Origin of the sequence: Sandarakinorhabdus sp., from assembly GCF_031430775.1 — a bacterium.
Taxonomy (GTDB): domain Bacteria; phylum Pseudomonadota; class Alphaproteobacteria; order Sphingomonadales; family Sphingomonadaceae; genus Sandarakinorhabdus.
Map to the genome: position 1 here is coordinate 17,349 of NZ_JANPCD010000200.1, position 15,178 is coordinate 32,526.

Below are 15,178 nucleotides of genomic sequence, written 5' to 3' on the forward strand. Positions count from 1 at the left end.
ACATGACCAAAGACATCAGGATCGGCGTGCTGGGCGCTGGCGGCCGCATGGGCCAGGCCATCATCCATCAGCTTGGCAATGCGCCGGGGCTGGTGTTGGCCGGCGCCACCGAGCGCGCCGGTCATCCCGCAGTAGGCTTGCCCGTCGGGCCGCCATTCGCGCCGGAAATCACTGTCTGCTCCAATATCGGGCCGTTGGCGCATCAAGCCGATGTGCTGATCGACTTCACCAGCCCGGCCGCGCTTGATGCTGCGATTACGGCCGCTTGCGATGCCGGCAAGGCGCTGGTCGTGGGCACGACCGGTCTGGAAACACGCCATCACGCCCTGATCGACGCCGCCGCGCGCAGTATCCCCGTCCTGCAATCCGCCAACACCAGCCTTGGTGTCACCCTGTTGGCAAAGCTTGTCGAGCAAGCTGCACGCGCGCTCGGCCCGGATTGGGACCTCGAAATTGCCGAACTCCACCACCGCATGAAGCTGGATGCGCCGTCAGGCACCGCATTGATGCTTGGCGAAGCGGCGGCGCGCGGGCGCGGTATCACTTTGGCCGGCAACCATGTATCTGGCCGGCACGGCATGGACGCCGCCCGCAAAACCGGCGAGATCGGCTTTGCCAGCCTGCGCGGCGGCAGCGCGGCGGGCGATCACATGGTCCTGCTGGCCGGCGAAGGCGAGCGAATCGAGATCATCCACCGCGCCGAAAATCGCGACATCTTCGCGCGCGGCGCGCTCAAGGCTGCCGCATGGCTCGCGGGCAAGCCTGCGGGTAGATATGCGATGCGCGACGTTCTGGGGATCTGATGTCAGACGCTTGCCGGCAAAGCCCCGCCTGCGCGGTAACGACTGAGCGCGGCTGCAATGACCGCGCCCACATCGCGGCGTTCAGGTGCCGACAGGAAATATCCCACTGCCAGGCGCCGCCCACGCGATTCCAGAAACAGGTGGGCGTCGCCCAGCGGCGTTTCCTCAACGGCAACCCGGGTGAAATAAGGCTCCAGCCGGGTAACGCGCACTGCTCCTAGCGGTGACACCTGGGTCAACGTCAGGTCATCGCCGCCCAGCGCCAGATGCTCATGCCCGCCGCCTGACAGATAATTGCTGTGAAACGCCCAGAGCAGCAACAGCACATCAGCCAACATGAACGGCAGGATCGGCCAGGCCCCGAGCGCGAGGAATCGCAGGCCGCCCAGGAAAAACAAGCCGCCAACCGCAGCGATCAGCCACCGGGCATGACGGCGATCGAACGACCGGTTGGGGCGCAGGGTGAGGTCCAGAAGCATAGCAGCAACTTTTTACGCGGCACGCGCTGGACTTGGCACCCCCCAAAGCGTCACATGCTGGCCATGCCCCAAACTCCCGTCCGAACCCGTGCCCGACACATGACCCGCGCCGATGTTGCCGAGCTGTTCGCCCGCCTGGCTGCGTCCGCGCCTGATCCCGTGACCGAGCTTGCCTATACCAACGACTATCAGCTGCTGGTCGCCGTCGTGCTGTCGGCGCAAGCGACCGACGTGGGTGTCAACAAGGCGACGCGTCGCCTGTTCGAAGCAGTGACGACGCCGGCGCAGATGCTGGCGCTGGGCGAGGACGGCCTCAAGGCGCACATTCGCACTATCGGACTGTTCAATACCAAGGCCAGGAACGTCATCGCCCTGTCGCAGATCCTTGAGCGCGACCATGAAGGCCAGGTGCCGCGCTGTCGCGATGCCCTGGAAAGCCTGCCGGGTGTTGGTCGAAAAACCGCCAATGTCGTCGTCAATGTGCTGTTCGGGGAGGAAACCTTCGCGGTGGACACCCATGTCTTTCGGGTGTCGAACCGCACAGGGCTGGCGCCAGGCAAGACCCCGGCTGCTGTCGAAGCCGGGCTGGAAAAGCGTGTGCCAGCCCCATGGCGACGCGGCGCCCATAACTGGCTTATCCTGCATGGCCGCTATGTCTGCACGGCGCGCAGCCCCAAATGCAGCGCATGTTCGGTCGCGGATCTGTGCCGGTTCGACCAAAAGGTTCCCGACGCCGCGACATGATGAACAGTGCGCCGAACATGCTGCCGCGTTCACATTGCGTTCAAGGCGCCATGCGTACCCAGCCTTTCAGTATCAGTTGCGTAGTGTTTGAATGATTGGCGGGAGAGTCCGATGACTGGACTTGTGTTGGCATTTGCCAGCGCCATACTTGCTGCGGCGCCGTACAGCGCAGAACCTGAACAGCAAACATCCGTGCAGACCGCTGCCATCACCCGCTCGTGCCTGCCCATCCAGACCATTCGCCAGACCCGTGTGGTAGACGACAAAACGGTCGATTTCATCACGCGCGATGGCACTGTCTGGCGCAACACCCTGCCCAACGCCTGCCCCATGCTCGGCTTTGAACGCGCCTTCAGCTACGCCACATCGATACCGCAGCTGTGCAGCGTCGATATCATCACCGTGTTCCAGCAATCCTTCGGCGTGCGCCAGGGCGCCAGTTGCGGCCTTGGCAAATTCGTCAATATCGGGCCGGACACGCCTGCAAACCGCGATCGCACCCGCAAGAGCGCCAAGGGCGACTGACCCCAATCTCTTGTGGCGCAAGCCCCGAACCGCTGCTAACACCCGTTCGGCTCGCACCCGTAGCTCAGCTGGATAGAGTACTGCCCTCCGAAGGCAGGGGTCACAGGTTCGAATCCTGTCGGGTGCACCATTAAATCAATGGCTCATGCTGCGAAGTCCGCACTCGGATTGCGTCTTCGGGAAGCAGCTTTTCACAAACAGTGCCACCGACTTGAATCGGCTCAGATTTCTCTCAACTCGCAAGACCGAACCGACAGATATTGCAAAATGGCAACTTGTCGCAACGGTCATCAAGGTAAACACTTCCTTAACACTTGACGTAGGTGTCGAGTCGGCAAGGGGGATTTGACCATGAACGTAACGGTTTTCCGCGGCGTCATGCTCGCGGCTTTGGCAACGGCGGCGGTGTTGCCATCAGTGGCCAGTGCCCAGCTGATCGAACAGAAATACTTCCTCACCAGGCGGCCGGCGGCGATCAACACCGATGCCGGGCAGGTTTTCGGGCTCGACCCCAATGGCGTTGGCAACACGGTCTTCAATCAGGGAACGTTGACCATCGGCTTTGAAGGCATCAGCCAGTATGATGTCGCAGCGGTTGCCCGCAATTTCATACCGCCAGACACGATCGGTGCCGCTGGGCGCAGCCAGTATGTCCAGTTCACCAACGGTGGCTTTGCGGTCTATAACAAAGCGACGGGGACGCGTTCGCTGTTCAGTTCCGATACCGCATTCTGGCAGGCTGCCGGCCAGGCCGGCGTGCCCAATGGCGACCAGCGCGTCATCTACAACGCCCAGGCCAACAAGTTCATCGCAATTTCGTTCGGCCCGAACACCAAGGACATTCTGGTGGCGGTTTCCGACACCGGTGACGCGCTTGGCACCTGGAAGTCGACAAAGTTCGAAGGCTTTGCGGAACTGGTCCCCGGCGGACGGACACTTGCCGACTATCCGACCCTGGCAGTTGACAACAATGCCGTCTACATCGGCACCAACGATTTTGCCGCCTCGACCGTGGGCGGCCCGGTCAACTTTCGCGGCACGACGCTCAACGTCATCCCGCTATCGGACATTCTTTCTGCGGGCGGTCCCAACGTCGTCAACAATGTCCAGTTCCGCACAGCTTTTACCGGCAATTTCGCTACTGACGATTTTACCCGCGGTTTCGCTATCCAGGGTGTCAACAGCAGCGAAAGCACCGATGGCGTTGGCCATATCATCGCCGCTTCGATCAACGATTTCGGTCTGACGCGTTATGACATCATCGGTGCCGGCACTGCCGGCGCGGTGCGGACCGCGACCAGCAGCACGACCATCGGCACCGATTATACCTTCAACGACTTCGGGCGCCAGCCGGGGGCCGACGCCATCATCGGCAATCCGGCGTTGCCGAACGGCATTGCCGCCAACCGCCGCATCATCGACACGTTCGGCGATCAGATCAGCAGCAGCGCCTTTGAAAACGACGGCAAGATCTACAGTGTCCATACCGTCACTGAAAATGGCAGCGATTTCACATCTGTGCGCTACACCATCCTCGATTCCGCAACCAACGCCGTGCTCGACGAAGGCAGCCTTGGCGACGGGTCCCATGACTTCTATCAGGGCTCGCTGGCGGTCAACAGGCTCGGCCAGGTGGTCATCAGCTACAACCGCTCGGGCCTTGGTGCCGATGGCAAGATCACGCTTGCGGCGCGGACTTTCCACACCAATGCAGCCGGCCAGCTCGTTTCGACGGGCGACGAGATCATCCTGCGCATCAGCGACACCGATGATTACCACAATGGCGCGCTCTATGGCGGGGTGGCCGCCGGCCGTCAGCGCTGGGCCGATTACTCCTCGGTAACGCTTGATCCGGGGTCTTCCCACGGCTTCTGGATCACGGGTACCTTTGCGCGCGAATATAATCTGGGCATTTTCGGTCATCCGGGCGGCACCGGCGGTTCACGCTGGGGCACCTATATCGCCCAACTGACTCTTGGCGGCGTGCCCGAGCCGCAAAGCTGGGCTCTGCTCATCGCCGGCTTTGGGCTTGTCGGTGCGGTAAGCCGCCGCCAACGCCGCTTGGCAACTGCAGGCACTTGATCCAACAGGATGCTTGCATGCGATTTCGATGGAAGGCGATGGGCGGTGCCGCAAGGCTCCATCCATTGCCGTTTCATCGCACATTCCCGCAGCCCAAAATGCGAGCCAGACCAGTGATGTATCCAACACCGTGATTGCCCTGTTCGCCCTGCTGATCGCTTCAGCCGCTCCGTCGTCGCCGCAACAACTGGCTGGTATCTGGGCGGGGGATGGCTTTGGATTGCGGCCGGCACGGATCGGCTATGTCGTTCAGGGCAAGTGCGCCGCCGGCAAGATCACCGGGCCGGTATTTCCGGACAGGTCCGGCACCTTCGCTGCGACAGGATATTTCAATCGCCAAACCTCCGGCTACCGGCTTTCGGATATTGCGCCCCGTGATCAACTGGCGTCATTCAAGGGCAAGATCAGCGGCAATACACTGGTGCTGATCGTGCGCCTTGCCGATCGTCCGGGCGAGACACGCTATGTTCTCAAGCGCGGCGCCGCGATCAAATTTCCGGACTGCAGTTGATTGTGATCGGTGGCGGGCAGAAGATAGCGTCCAGGGTTCCGAAGCCGGAACAGGCGCCTTTCGTCTGACGTGCTGGAGTTTGGCAATTGCAAAGGCACCAATCGATGGAACGTCGCACGCCGGGATCGGTTGGATTGTTGATAGTCTTTGCAGGGGTCGCCTTGATGATATCGTCAGCACATGCCGCGCCGCCCTCTGTGCCATCAGTGCCGCCGTTGACGGGCGACTGGGGCGGGCCGCAAGTGCGGCTGCAACTCACTGAAACCGGCGGCAAGCTGGATTTGGCCTGCGCCTCGGCGATCATCGACATGCCAGTTCGTCCCGATGCCGCCGGCAAGTTCGTTGTCCTCGGCCGCTATGACAGCTTCACCGGCGGGCCGACGCCAGCCGACGCTGCGCCCGCAATGGCAAAGGCGCATTTCGACGGCCATGTCGAAGGCGATACGATGCATCTTTCGGTCCATCGGCACGGCGAAAAAGCGGCTGAAAACTATACGCTGGAGCGCGGCCGCCGGGTGAAGCTGATCCGCTGCGGCTAGAGCCGGCTGCTGACTGGCGGGGCCATGGCACTTCGCGGGTTCGGGCAATTTCCGTGGGGGCTTGCCCCCGGCGTGCCGGTTTGCGCGGGTACACGGGGTTGGTTGGTGCGGCCAAGAAGACTCGAACTTCCACGGCCTTTCGGCCACAACGACCTCAACGTTGCGCGTCTACCAGTTCCGCCATGGCCGCACGACCAAGGATACGGGGGCTGGCCCCGTCCGATAGAAAGGCGCGGTTAGCAGGGGGCCGATGACGGCGCAAGCCGATTTGCGCAATTGCTGCACTGACCGGCGGCGATTTGCCGGGACGGCGCGATTTCAGCGCCGTCCCGGCCCAGTCCCTTTGGCGGTCAGTTGTAACGGCGCAGTTCGTTCTTGGCGATTGCCTGGCGGTGCACTTCGTCCGGACCATCGGCGAGGCGCAGCGTGCGCTGGCCGGCATAGCCACTGGCGAGGCCATAGTCCTGGCAGACGCCGCCGCCGCCATGCGCCTGGATGGCGTGATCATGGATGAGGCAGCTCATGTTGGGTGCCACCACCTTGATCATGGCGATTTCATTGGCCGCGCCCTTGTTGCCGACCGTGTCCATCATATAGGCGGCCTTGAGCGTCAGCAGCCGCGCCTGTTCGATGGCGATGCGCGAATCGGCGATGCGCTCGTGCCACAGGCTGTGTTCCGAAATCGGCTTGCCGAAGGCGACTCGGGATTTCAGGCGCTTGACCATCTTTTCGAGCGCGCGTTCGGCGGCGCCGATGGAGCGCATGCAATGGTGGATGCGGCCCGGACCCAGGCGGCCCTGCGCGATCTCGAAGCCCTTGCCTTCGCCAAGGATGATATGGTCGGCAGGCACGCGAACATTGTCGAGGATGACCTCGAAATGGCCGTGCGGGGCGTCGTCATAACCGAACACGCTGAGCGGGCGCAGCTTGGTGATGCCCGGCGAGTCGAGCGGCACCAGGATCTGGCTCTGCTGGCTGTGGCGGGGCGCTGACGGATCGGTCTTGCCCATCACGATGGCAATGGCGCAGCGCGGGTCGCCGACACCCGACGACCACCATTTGCGGCCGTTGACGACATATTCATCGCCGTCGCGCGTGATCGAGGTTTCGATGTTGGTGGCATCCGACGAAGCAACCGCTGGCTCGGTCATCAGGAAGGCAGAGCGAATCTCGCCGTTCATCAGTGGCTTGAGCCAGCGCTGCTTCTGCGCTTCGGTGCCGTAGGTGCGCAGCACTTCCATGTTGCCGGTGTCGGGCGCGGAGCAGTTGAAAACCTCGGACGACCAACCGGCGCGGCCCATTTCCTCGGCGAGCGGCGCATATTCGAGGTTGGTCAGGCCGGGGCCTTTCCATTCACCTTCGTCATGGGCGCAAATGTTGAGGAACATGTTCCACAATCCGGCTTCGCGGGCCTTGGGCTTGAGCTCTTCGATGAGCGGCAGCACCTTCCAGCGCTCGCCGGTCGCAACCTCGTGGTGGTAACGCTCTTCGTTGGGATAGATGTGCTCGTCCATGAAGGCGCGCACGCGCTCGATGTAGGACTTGGTCTTGTCGCTGTATTCAAAGATCACGCGTGCTCTCCCTCATAATGGTTACAGGCTTCGTGTCATGCCCGGGGCTGCAAATCCACCGGCAAATAGGGATAGGACGCAAAGCGCCATGCGGCTGGTCAGGACGCAAACCTTATCTGGATGCGGCTCGCAGTGCCCGGCACATCGGTAATCGTGCCGGAAAACCCTGTCATTGCCCCGGGCGCCAGCCGCACGGCTGCCGGCGAAATCGTCCAGCGTCGCTCGCTGCCATCGGCACCCAGCAACCGGGCTTCGAGTTCCGGCACCGCCTGCGATTCGCTGGCCGGGTTGATGATGCTGCCACTCACTTCGAGGATGGTCTGTCCGGACGCAAGTGTGCGGACCTTGCCGCTGACGGTGACTTTCAGGCCTGGCGGCGTCGGGGCCAGCCGTTCCAGCATCGGCCCAAGCCAAGGGATGCCGGCCGGATCGACGCGGCCGACCCAAAGCCCGGCTGCGGCCACGGTCAGCGCCGCGCCGACCACAAGGGCCGCAAGCGTCTTGCCCCAGGCAAAGCCGTATGCGGCCGCGTCGGCGGCCGCGGCTTGTTCCCGCGCGGGCTCTGGCGGCTGCTCGGCTGAAGCCGGGGCCTCCGGAGCCGGGGCGGCGGCGATGCGCAGTTCCTCCTGCACTTCGGCCACGGCTTCATCTTCGTCGATTTCTTCTTCGGGAACAAAGCGATGGGCGCACCCGGCGCATTTCAGCCGGGCACGGCGTGCCACCACGGCCACATCCAGCCGATAACGGGCGCCGCAATTGGGGCAGGTCACTATCACCCGCACACCTTAGGGGATTTTCCGCGCCGGCGTGAAGCCCCCTTGCGGCTGCTGATCGCCCTGAACGCGGCACGGCTTGCCTCAACCGTCATGCTCCGGCAAAGCCCGGACATGCACGATCTCAAATCCATCCGCTCGGCACCGGCAGATTTTGATGCGCAAATGGCGCGGCGGGGCATTTTTGGTGCCTCGGCGCCGATCCTCGCCGCCGATGCCCGGCTGCGCGCCGTGCAAACGCAGATGCAGGCGGCGCTCGCCCGCCGCAACGAACTCAGCCGCGACATCGGCCAGGCCAAGGCGCGGCGGGACGAAGCGGCCGCTGCGCCGCTGATGGCGCAAGTCGCCGCTCTCAAGGAACAGCTGCCGGCGCTTGAGGCCGAGGAGCGCGAGGCGGCGGCCGCGGTCGAGGCGGCCACGGCCACCATTCCCAATGCGCCAGCCGTTGATGTGCCCGACGGCCCCGACGAGACCGGCAACGTCGAAATTCATCGTTGGGGCCGGCTGCGGCCGTTCGATTTTGCACCGCTGGAACATGACGTCGTCGCTGCAAGGCTGGGATATGACCCCGAAGCTGCAGCCCGCATCTCCGGCGCACGTTTTGCCGTGCTGCGCGGGCCGCTGGCGCGGCTGCACCGGGCGCTTGGACAGTTCATGATCGACACGCACACCGGCAACCATGGCTTTGCCGAAACATGGGGTCCGTTGCTGGTCGGGCAGGCCGCCGCCTATGGCGCGGGGCAATTGCCCAAATTCGAGGAAGACCTCTTCAAGACAACCGACGGACGCTATCTGATTCCGACGGCGGAAATGTCGCTGACGACGCTGGTGATGGGCGAGATCGTCGATGCCGCCAGCCTGCCATTGCGCATGACGGCGCTGACACCGTGTTTCCGTTCCGAAGCCGGCAGCGCGGGCCGTGATACGCGCGGCCTGATCCGCCAGCACCAGTTCGAAAAGTGCGAACTGGTGACCATCTGCGGTCCGGAACAGGCAGAGGCGGAACACGCCCATATGGTGACCAGCGCCGAAGCGATTCTCAAGGCGCTCGACCTGCCGTTCCGGCGCATCATGCTGTGCACCGGCGACATGGGCTTCAGCGCACGCAAGACCTTCGACCTCGAAGTCTGGCTGCCCGGCCAGAACGCCTATCGCGAAATCAGCTCGATCTCGGATTGCGGCGATTTCCAGGGGCGGCGCATGGACGCGCGCATCAAGGGCGCGGGCGAAAAGGGCACGCGCGGCTTTGTCCACACGCTCAACGGTTCCGGCCTGGCCGTGGGCCGCACGCTGGTCGCGGTCATCGAAAACTACCAACAGGCCGATGGCAGCGTCATCGTGCCCGATGTGCTGTTGCCCTACATGGGCGGCATCACCGTCCTGCGACCGGAATAAAGGAACCATCATGCGCATATTGGTCACCAACGATGACGGCATCAACGCGCCCGGCCTCGTCACGCTTGAGGCCATTGCGGCACAATTGTCCGACGATGTCTGGGTCGTTGCGCCCGCTGAGGAACAGTCCGGCGCCGGCCACAGCCTGACATTGTCGCAGCCGGTGCGCGTGCGCGAGGTTGGCCCGCGCCGCCATGCCGTCAAGGGCACCCCGACCGATTGCGTCATGTTGGCATTGGGCGCGGTCATGGAGGGGTTCAAGCCCGACCTGATCCTGTCAGGCGTTAATCGCGGCGGCAATCTGGCTGAGGATGTCACCTATTCCGGCACCGTATCGGCAGCGATGGAAGGCTGCCTGGCCGGCATCCGTTCGATCGCGCTGTCTCAGGTGATGGCCGATTATACCGCCGGCATGGAGGATTTTTCGACCGCGCTGCGCCATGGTCCCGATATCATCCGCCGTGTGCTGACGATCGACTGGCCGGACGGCGTGCTCATCAACATCAATTTCCCGCCCGTGAAACCCGGCGACGTGAAGGGCGTGCGCGTTACCGAGCAGGGCTTTCGCGACTATGGCAACATCCACCTCGTCAAGCGCATCGATCCGCGCGGCTTTCCCTATTACTGGCATGGTTTCGGCAAGGAAAAGCTGGTGCCAGGCCATGAGACGGACCTCAAGGCCATGCACGAGGCGTGCATTTCGGTGACACCGCTGCACCTCGACATGACGCATTACCAGACCATGGGGGCGCTTCGCGGCGCACTGACGCCGCTGGCCGAGTGATACGGCGGCGGGAGTGTCCCGCCGCCGCATTCCCTCACGCTGTCACAGCCTTGCGGCGCCGCATCGACGCGCCGACTAGGCCAAAGCCGGCGATCAGCATCGCCCAACTGGCCGGTTCCGGCACGGCAGCACCGATCGAGCCCGGCAACACCTGGATAAAGGCGACATCAAAACCCGGCGATCCACCGAAATTGTCCAGCCCTACGATCTTGATGGCGCGCACCGGGCTGGCAAAGCCGATGCTGGCAAGGTCAAAGGCGGTCGATGCACTGTCCAGCGCCACGCCGAGAAACACGAAATTGATGAAATCGGACGAAACGAACACATTGGCGCGTTCCCCCGCCGCACCGACCTCACCGATGAAAATGTCGTTGCCGATGCCGTCGATCACGGTTTCATCGGTAAAACCAACGGTGACAAAGCTGCCCGTCGGCAAGGACAGGAAATCCGACACCGCACCGTCCGGTCCCAGGACGACCGATGTTGACACAGGCACCGGGAAACTGCCCGGGAACGTCCCGCCATACGGACCGGGGAACGGGCCCGCGCCGGAGTTGAAATATGCGAGAACGCTATCGGCATAGCCCACAACCGCCTGGGCGGGCGCGGCGGTCATCAAGGCGGCTGCAATGACGGTCAGACTGGCAAGTGTCTTCATGGCATGATCCTCCCCCGGAGATCGGGTCGCGATTAACCATGCAAAGCCCGTGCCAACCATCGACGCCATTTGAACCGGTCGCGATTCTAGCCACTTGCCCGGCAGGCCAAGTCGGCAGGATTCCACAGTTGTAAACTATTCCGACACTTTTCATTCATTTTGTCGTGCTTTCCCTCCGCAGGCGTCGCCGCTACACAGCGAGTCATGTCTCGCAGCAACCCGTTTCGGTCTGGCGCCTGGCCGGCCATGGCAGCGTTGCTGCTGGTCGGATGCGGGTCATATGGCGGCCTGCCGGCTAGGCGCGCTGCTCCGCCGCCCCGCCCGGCTGCTGTGCCGCCAGTCGGCGCCGCCTCGTCCGGCAAATTGGCCCCAGCCAGGCCGGCGTGGACGGCGCGGCGCGTCGTGCCCGATGCCGTGACGACGCCGGCAGGTCGCATTCACACGGTAAAGTCCGGCGAAACGGGTATTGCCATTGCCCGCGCCTATGGCCTGCCGTGGTCCGATCTTGTCGCACTGAACGGCTTGTCGCCGCCCTATGCGATCGAAGTCGGGCAGCGTCTGCGCTTGCCGGGCGCGGCCCAGGCCGCCGCGCGCGTCGCGTCGATGAGCATGGAGCAAAGGGCGCGCGCCTTTGCCCTTGATATCGACACGATCGTGACTGGCGGCGAACCGGCGCGCGGCGGCCCGGCCATGGCCTCGCCTCGCCGCACGCCGCCGACAGCGCCAGTACCACAGCCGGCCCCATTGCCAGCACTCGTCGGCGATGCGCCAACCTTCCGCTGGCCGGTCGAGGGCCGCGTGATTTCCAGCTTTGGCGCCAAGCCCGGCGGCCGCTTTAACGACGGCGTCAACCTCAAGGCCAGCGCCGGCCAGGCCGTGCGCGCCGCCGGCGACGGCGTTGTCGCCTATGCCGGCGATGCCATTCCCGGCTTTGGCAATCTCGTGCTCGTCAAGCACGCTGGCGGCTGGGTGTCCGCTTATGGCCATAACGAGGCTGTGCTGGTGGCGCGCGGCAGGCGCGTCGCGGCCGGCGAAGTCATTGCCCGCGCCGGCCAGACCGGCGCCGTCGCCGAGCCACAGGTGCATTTCGAATTGCGGCGCGGCCGCACGCCCATCGACCCGCAGCGCGTCATCGGCGGGCGGTGACATTGCCGGCGCGCTCGGTTAAGGGCGCCCCATGACAACCACGCTCCCCCTGTCCTTTGCCGACGCTCCCCTCTCCCTTGCCGACGCACCCCGTGTGGGCATGGTGTCGCTTGGCTGTCCCAAGGCGCTGGTCGATTCCGAACGCATCCTTACCCAGCTTCGTGCCGATGGCTATGCGCTGTCGGGCGACTATGCCGGCGCCGATGTCGTCATCGTCAACACCTGCGGCTTTCTCGACAGCGCCAAGGCCGAAAGCCTCGACGCCATCGGCGAGGCCATGGCCGAAAACGGCAAGGTCATCGTCACCGGCTGCATGGGGCATGAAGCCGACGTCATCCGTGCGCGCTTTCCGGGCGTGCTCGCCGTCACCGGCCCGCAGCAATATGAAGCGGTGGTGTCGGCGGTGCGTGATGCGGCGCCGCCGGTGAAGTCCGCCTATCTCGACCTGATTCCCGACGCCGGCCTGAAGCTGACGCCGCGCCATTACGCCTATGTGAAAATTTCCGAAGGCTGCGACCATCGCTGCGCCTTTTGCATCATCCCGTCCTTGCGCGGCGACCTTGCCAGCCGGCCACCGGCAGCGATCCTGCGGGAGGCCGAAGCATTGGTGAAGGGCGGCGCCAAGGAGCTGCTCATCATCGCGCAGGACACATCGGCGTACGGTGTCGATCTGCGCCATGCCACATCATCACTGGGTGGCCGGAACTTGCGCGCCCATATCACCGACCTGTCGCGTGAACTGGGCCAGCTCGGCGCCTGGGTGCGGCTGCATTATATCTACCCCTATCCGCATGTGGACGCCCTGTTCCCGCTGATGGCCGATGGGCTGTTGCTGCCCTATCTCGATATTCCCTTCCAGCATGCCAGCCCCAGCGTGCTGCGTGCCATGCGGCGCCCGGCCAATGACGCCAAGGTGCTGGAGCGCATTGCGCGCTGGCGCACTATGGTGCCCGATCTGGCGCTGCGTTCCACATTCGTTGTCGGCTTTCCCGGCGAGACCGAAGCCGATTTCCAGTATCTGCTGGACTGGCTCGGCGAGGCGCAGATCGACCGTGCCGGCTGCTTCAGATACGAGGCGGTCGAAGGGGCCGCCGCCAACGCCTTGCCCGGCGCCGTGCCCGAGGACATCAAGGAAGAACGCTGGCACCGTTTCATGGCGCGGCAATCGGCGATCTCGGAGGCCCGGCTTGCCGCCAAGGTCGGCCGCACCCTGGATGTGCTGATCGACGATGTGGATGACGAGGGCGGCGCCACCGGTCGCAGCAAGTACGACGCCCCCGAAATTGATGGACAGGTGCTCCTGCGCGATGCCGGCGGCGTCAATGTCGGCGACATCATCACAGTCCTGATCGAGGACAGCGACGAGGCCGATCTGTTCGGGGTGCCGGCGTGACCGATTTTGCCGCGCTGCTCATTGCCAGCGATGCGGGTCCGGCTACGCCGCTGGTGCTGGTCACTGCCGCTGGCCTTGACGACTGGCTGCGAGCAGCATCCGAACGCGCGCGCGCCTTTGTTGCGGCACAGGGCTTCAAGGCCAAGCCCGATGAAGTGGCGCTGATTCCCGGCGACGCGCCCGGCGAATGGTCGGCACTGGCCGGCGTTTCCGAAGGTGCGATCGCGCCCTTCGCGCTGGCAGCGGCGGCGACGAAATTGCCCGCAGGACGCTATCGGCTGATGGCGGATCTGGGCGCCGCCGGCCTTGGCTGGCTGCTCGCGCAGCACCGGTTCACGCGCTACAAGAAACCTGATGGCGACCCTGGCGCGCGCGTGCTGCTCACTGGCAGCCTCGGTGCGATTTCACCTGCCGTGGCCGAGGCCGAAGCGGTGGCGCTGGTGCGCGATCTTGTCGATACGCCTGCATCCGACATGGGTCCGGGCGAACTGGCCGAGGCCGTCAGCGCCGAAGCGAAACGATTTGGCGGCATCGTCAACATCGTCAAGGGCGAGGCGCTGCTGACGCAGAACTTTCCCGCCGTCCATGCCGTGGGCCGGGCGGCCTCGCGCAGCCCGCGCCTGATCGACATGACATGGGGTGACGCAGCGCATCCCCGGCTGACTTTGGTGGGCAAGGGTGTCACCTTCGACACTGGCGGGTTGAACATCAAGCCGGGCGGCGCCATGGCGGCGATGAAGAAGGACATGGGCGGCGCGGCCCATGCGCTGGCGCTGGCGCGGCTGGTCATGCAAGCCAACCTGCCGGTGCGGCTGCGGCTCATCATCCCGGCAGTGGAAAACAGCATTTCGGGCGATGCGATGCGCCCCGGCGACATATTGGCGACCCGTGCCGGCAAAACGGTCGAGGTCACCAACACCGATGCCGAAGGCCGGCTGGTGCTCGCCGATGCGCTGGCGCTGGCGTGCGAGGACGCGCCGGCGATGCTGCTGGATTTCGCCACGCTGACCGGCGCTGCCCGGGTCGCGCTCGGGCCGCAGCTGCCGGCGATGATGGCCAATGACGACGCGCTGGCCGCAGACTGGCTGGCCGCCGGGTTGCGCGTCGGCGATCCGCTGTGGCGGCTGCCGCTTTGGGCGCCCTATAACGACATGCTGAAATCTTCGGTGGCCGACATGGTCAATTCTCCTGATGGCGGCTTTGCCGGCGCCATCACCGCCGGGCTGTTCCTCGAACGCTTTGTTGTAGCCGGTGTGCCCTGGGGCCATGTCGACACCTTTGCCTGGAACCCGGCGCCGCGCCCTGGCCGGCCCAAGGGCGGCGAGGCGCTGGGCCTGCGCGCTGCATGGGCGATGATCCGGGACCGTTGGGCATGAGCTGGGTGCTGAAGGGGCCGAGCGCGGCCTTTGACAAACGCGAATGGTTCGCCGGGCCGGATGTGGTCGAAGTGGCGCTGGCCGGCGATGTCGGCGCCATGCGCTATATCGAGCCGCTGCCGCTGGTGTGCACTGCGCCGCGCGTGATGATACGCGTCGGCCCCGGCGAGACTGCCGAGGCCGTGAGCGAGCTGCTGTTTGGCGAAGGCTTTGCATTGGCCGATGTCGTCGGCGATTGGGCGTTTGGCCGCCGAATGGCCGACCGTTATATCGGCTGGGTGCCCCTGGCGGCCCTTGGCGATCCGGGGGCGGCGCCAACGCATCATGTCACCGCCCGCCGCGCGCCGGTGTTCGCACAGGCCTGCATCTAGGCAGCGGCGCTGATGGAATTGCCCTATG

15 protein-coding genes, 2 tRNA genes and 1 pseudogene are annotated in these 15,178 nt (G+C 64.5%); 13 read left to right on the forward strand and 5 right to left on the reverse strand.

Annotated elements, in window-relative coordinates; translation table 11 throughout:
- The first annotated feature begins 2 nt into the window (after positions 1–2).
- On the forward strand, positions 3–803 hold the full coding sequence (gene dapB, locus RMQ73_RS13015; RefSeq protein ID WP_310498719.1) for a 4-hydroxy-tetrahydrodipicolinate reductase: 801 nt from the start codon (positions 3–5) through the stop codon (positions 801–803).
- A 2-nt stretch (positions 804–805) separates the two neighbouring features.
- Here dapB and RMQ73_RS13020 read toward each other — a convergent pair whose 3' ends face one another.
- Complete coding sequence (locus RMQ73_RS13020; RefSeq protein ID WP_310498720.1) at positions 806–1,282, reverse strand: DUF2244 domain-containing protein; 477 nt, start codon at positions 1,280–1,282, stop codon at positions 806–808.
- Between the two features lie 99 nt (positions 1,283–1,381).
- On the opposite strand from RMQ73_RS13020, the gene nth reads away from it, so the two are divergent.
- The 6 genes and pseudogenes from nth to RMQ73_RS13050 all read left to right on the forward strand — a co-directional run bounded on the left by nth (position 1,382) and on the right by RMQ73_RS13050 (position 5,683).
- Complete coding sequence (nth, locus tag RMQ73_RS13025; protein WP_310498721.1) at positions 1,382–2,026, forward strand: endonuclease III; 645 nt, start codon at positions 1,382–1,384, stop codon at positions 2,024–2,026.
- A 111-nt stretch (positions 2,027–2,137) separates the two neighbouring features.
- Positions 2,138–2,551 carry a hypothetical protein gene (locus RMQ73_RS13030; RefSeq protein ID WP_310498722.1) on the forward strand — a complete coding sequence of 138 codons (414 nt, stop codon included), beginning with the start codon at positions 2,138–2,140 and terminating at the stop codon, positions 2,549–2,551.
- Positions 2,552–2,604: 53 nt separating this feature from the next.
- Positions 2,605–2,681: transfer RNA gene (locus RMQ73_RS13035), tRNA-Arg, on the forward strand.
- Positions 2,682–4,531: 1,850 nt separating this feature from the next.
- Positions 4,532–4,633: pseudogene (locus RMQ73_RS14305) on the forward strand (PEPxxWA-CTERM sorting domain-containing protein); the annotation flags it as partial.
- Between the two features lie 28 nt (positions 4,634–4,661).
- Entirely contained in the window at positions 4,662–5,144 is a 483-nt protein-coding gene (locus RMQ73_RS13045; RefSeq protein WP_310498724.1) for a hypothetical protein, read from the forward strand.
- A 164-nt stretch (positions 5,145–5,308) separates the two neighbouring features.
- Complete coding sequence (locus RMQ73_RS13050) at positions 5,309–5,683, forward strand: hypothetical protein (protein ID WP_310498725.1); 375 nt, start codon at positions 5,309–5,311, stop codon at positions 5,681–5,683.
- 103 nt (positions 5,684–5,786) lie between these two features.
- Here the strand turns inward: RMQ73_RS13050 and RMQ73_RS13055 are convergent.
- The 3 genes from RMQ73_RS13055 to RMQ73_RS13065 form a co-directional block, all read right to left on the reverse strand.
- Positions 5,787–5,873 (reverse strand) — tRNA-Leu (locus RMQ73_RS13055).
- 160 nt (positions 5,874–6,033) lie between these two features.
- Positions 6,034–7,254, reverse strand: coding sequence for an acyl-CoA dehydrogenase family protein (locus RMQ73_RS13060; RefSeq protein WP_310498726.1), 1,221 nt, complete (start codon positions 7,252–7,254; stop codon positions 6,034–6,036).
- 98 nt (positions 7,255–7,352) lie between these two features.
- Complete coding sequence (locus RMQ73_RS13065; RefSeq protein ID WP_310498727.1) at positions 7,353–8,030, reverse strand: DUF3426 domain-containing protein; 678 nt, start codon at positions 8,028–8,030, stop codon at positions 7,353–7,355.
- Between the two features lie 111 nt (positions 8,031–8,141).
- On the opposite strand from RMQ73_RS13065, the gene serS reads away from it, so the two are divergent.
- Both serS and surE read left to right on the forward strand, forming a co-directional pair.
- Positions 8,142–9,422, forward strand: a complete 1,281-nt coding sequence (serS, locus tag RMQ73_RS13070; protein ID WP_310498728.1) for a serine--tRNA ligase — start codon at positions 8,142–8,144, stop codon at positions 9,420–9,422.
- 10 nt (positions 9,423–9,432) lie between these two features.
- The gene (gene surE / locus RMQ73_RS13075) at positions 9,433–10,206 is read left to right on the forward strand and encodes a 5'/3'-nucleotidase SurE (protein WP_310498729.1); all 774 of its coding nucleotides are present in this window, start codon (positions 9,433–9,435) and stop codon (positions 10,204–10,206) included.
- Positions 10,207–10,240: 34 nt separating this feature from the next.
- On the opposite strand, the gene RMQ73_RS13080 is transcribed toward surE, so the two are convergent.
- Positions 10,241–10,864: a PEPxxWA-CTERM sorting domain-containing protein gene (locus RMQ73_RS13080; protein ID WP_310498730.1), complete on the reverse strand. Its 624-nt coding sequence runs from the start codon at positions 10,862–10,864 to the stop codon at positions 10,241–10,243.
- 204 nt (positions 10,865–11,068) lie between these two features.
- On the opposite strand from RMQ73_RS13080, the gene RMQ73_RS13085 reads away from it, so the two are divergent.
- The 4 genes from RMQ73_RS13085 (at position 11,069) to RMQ73_RS13100 (ending at position 15,150) form a co-directional block, all read left to right on the forward strand.
- Complete coding sequence (locus tag RMQ73_RS13085) at positions 11,069–12,010, forward strand: M23 family metallopeptidase (RefSeq protein WP_310498731.1); 942 nt, start codon at positions 11,069–11,071, stop codon at positions 12,008–12,010.
- Positions 12,011–12,110: 100 nt separating this feature from the next.
- Entirely contained in the window at positions 12,111–13,403 is a 1,293-nt protein-coding gene (gene rimO, locus RMQ73_RS13090; protein ID WP_310498734.1) for a 30S ribosomal protein S12 methylthiotransferase RimO, read from the forward strand.
- On the forward strand, positions 13,400–14,779 hold the full coding sequence (locus RMQ73_RS13095; RefSeq protein WP_310498732.1) for a leucyl aminopeptidase family protein: 1,380 nt from the start codon (positions 13,400–13,402) through the stop codon (positions 14,777–14,779). Before rimO ends, RMQ73_RS13095 begins: the two co-directional genes overlap by 4 nt.
- Complete coding sequence (locus RMQ73_RS13100; RefSeq protein ID WP_310498733.1) at positions 14,776–15,150, forward strand: hypothetical protein; 375 nt, start codon at positions 14,776–14,778, stop codon at positions 15,148–15,150. The genes RMQ73_RS13095 and RMQ73_RS13100 overlap by 4 nt, the downstream gene beginning before the upstream one ends.
- Positions 15,151–15,178: the final 28 nt, after the last annotated feature.

Bases quoted from the DNA above. Each gene is read 5' to 3' on its own strand.
- RMQ73_RS13045 (WP_310498724.1), top strand. From the start codon at position 4,662: ATGGAAGGCGATGGGCGGTGCCGCAAGGCTCCATCCATTGCCGTTTCA.
- rimO (WP_310498734.1), top strand. From the start codon at position 12,111: ATGGTGTCGCTTGGCTGTCCCAAGGCGCTGGTCGATTCCGAACGCATC.
- surE (WP_310498729.1), top strand. From the start codon at position 9,433: ATGCGCATATTGGTCACCAACGATGACGGCATCAACGCGCCCGGCCTC.
- RMQ73_RS13050 (WP_310498725.1), top strand. From the start codon at position 5,309: ATGATATCGTCAGCACATGCCGCGCCGCCCTCTGTGCCATCAGTGCCG.
- RMQ73_RS13085 (WP_310498731.1), top strand. From the start codon at position 11,069: ATGTCTCGCAGCAACCCGTTTCGGTCTGGCGCCTGGCCGGCCATGGCA.
- RMQ73_RS13080 (WP_310498730.1), bottom strand. From the start codon at position 10,864: ATGAAGACACTTGCCAGTCTGACCGTCATTGCAGCCGCCTTGATGACC.
- RMQ73_RS13100 (WP_310498733.1), top strand. From the start codon at position 14,776: ATGAGCTGGGTGCTGAAGGGGCCGAGCGCGGCCTTTGACAAACGCGAA.
- RMQ73_RS13020 (WP_310498720.1), bottom strand. From the start codon at position 1,282: ATGCTTCTGGACCTCACCCTGCGCCCCAACCGGTCGTTCGATCGCCGT.
- RMQ73_RS13030 (WP_310498722.1), top strand. From the start codon at position 2,138: ATGACTGGACTTGTGTTGGCATTTGCCAGCGCCATACTTGCTGCGGCG.
- dapB (WP_310498719.1), top strand. From the start codon at position 3: ATGACCAAAGACATCAGGATCGGCGTGCTGGGCGCTGGCGGCCGCATG.
- nth (WP_310498721.1), top strand. From the start codon at position 1,382: ATGACCCGCGCCGATGTTGCCGAGCTGTTCGCCCGCCTGGCTGCGTCC.
- serS (WP_310498728.1), top strand. From the start codon at position 8,142: ATGCACGATCTCAAATCCATCCGCTCGGCACCGGCAGATTTTGATGCG.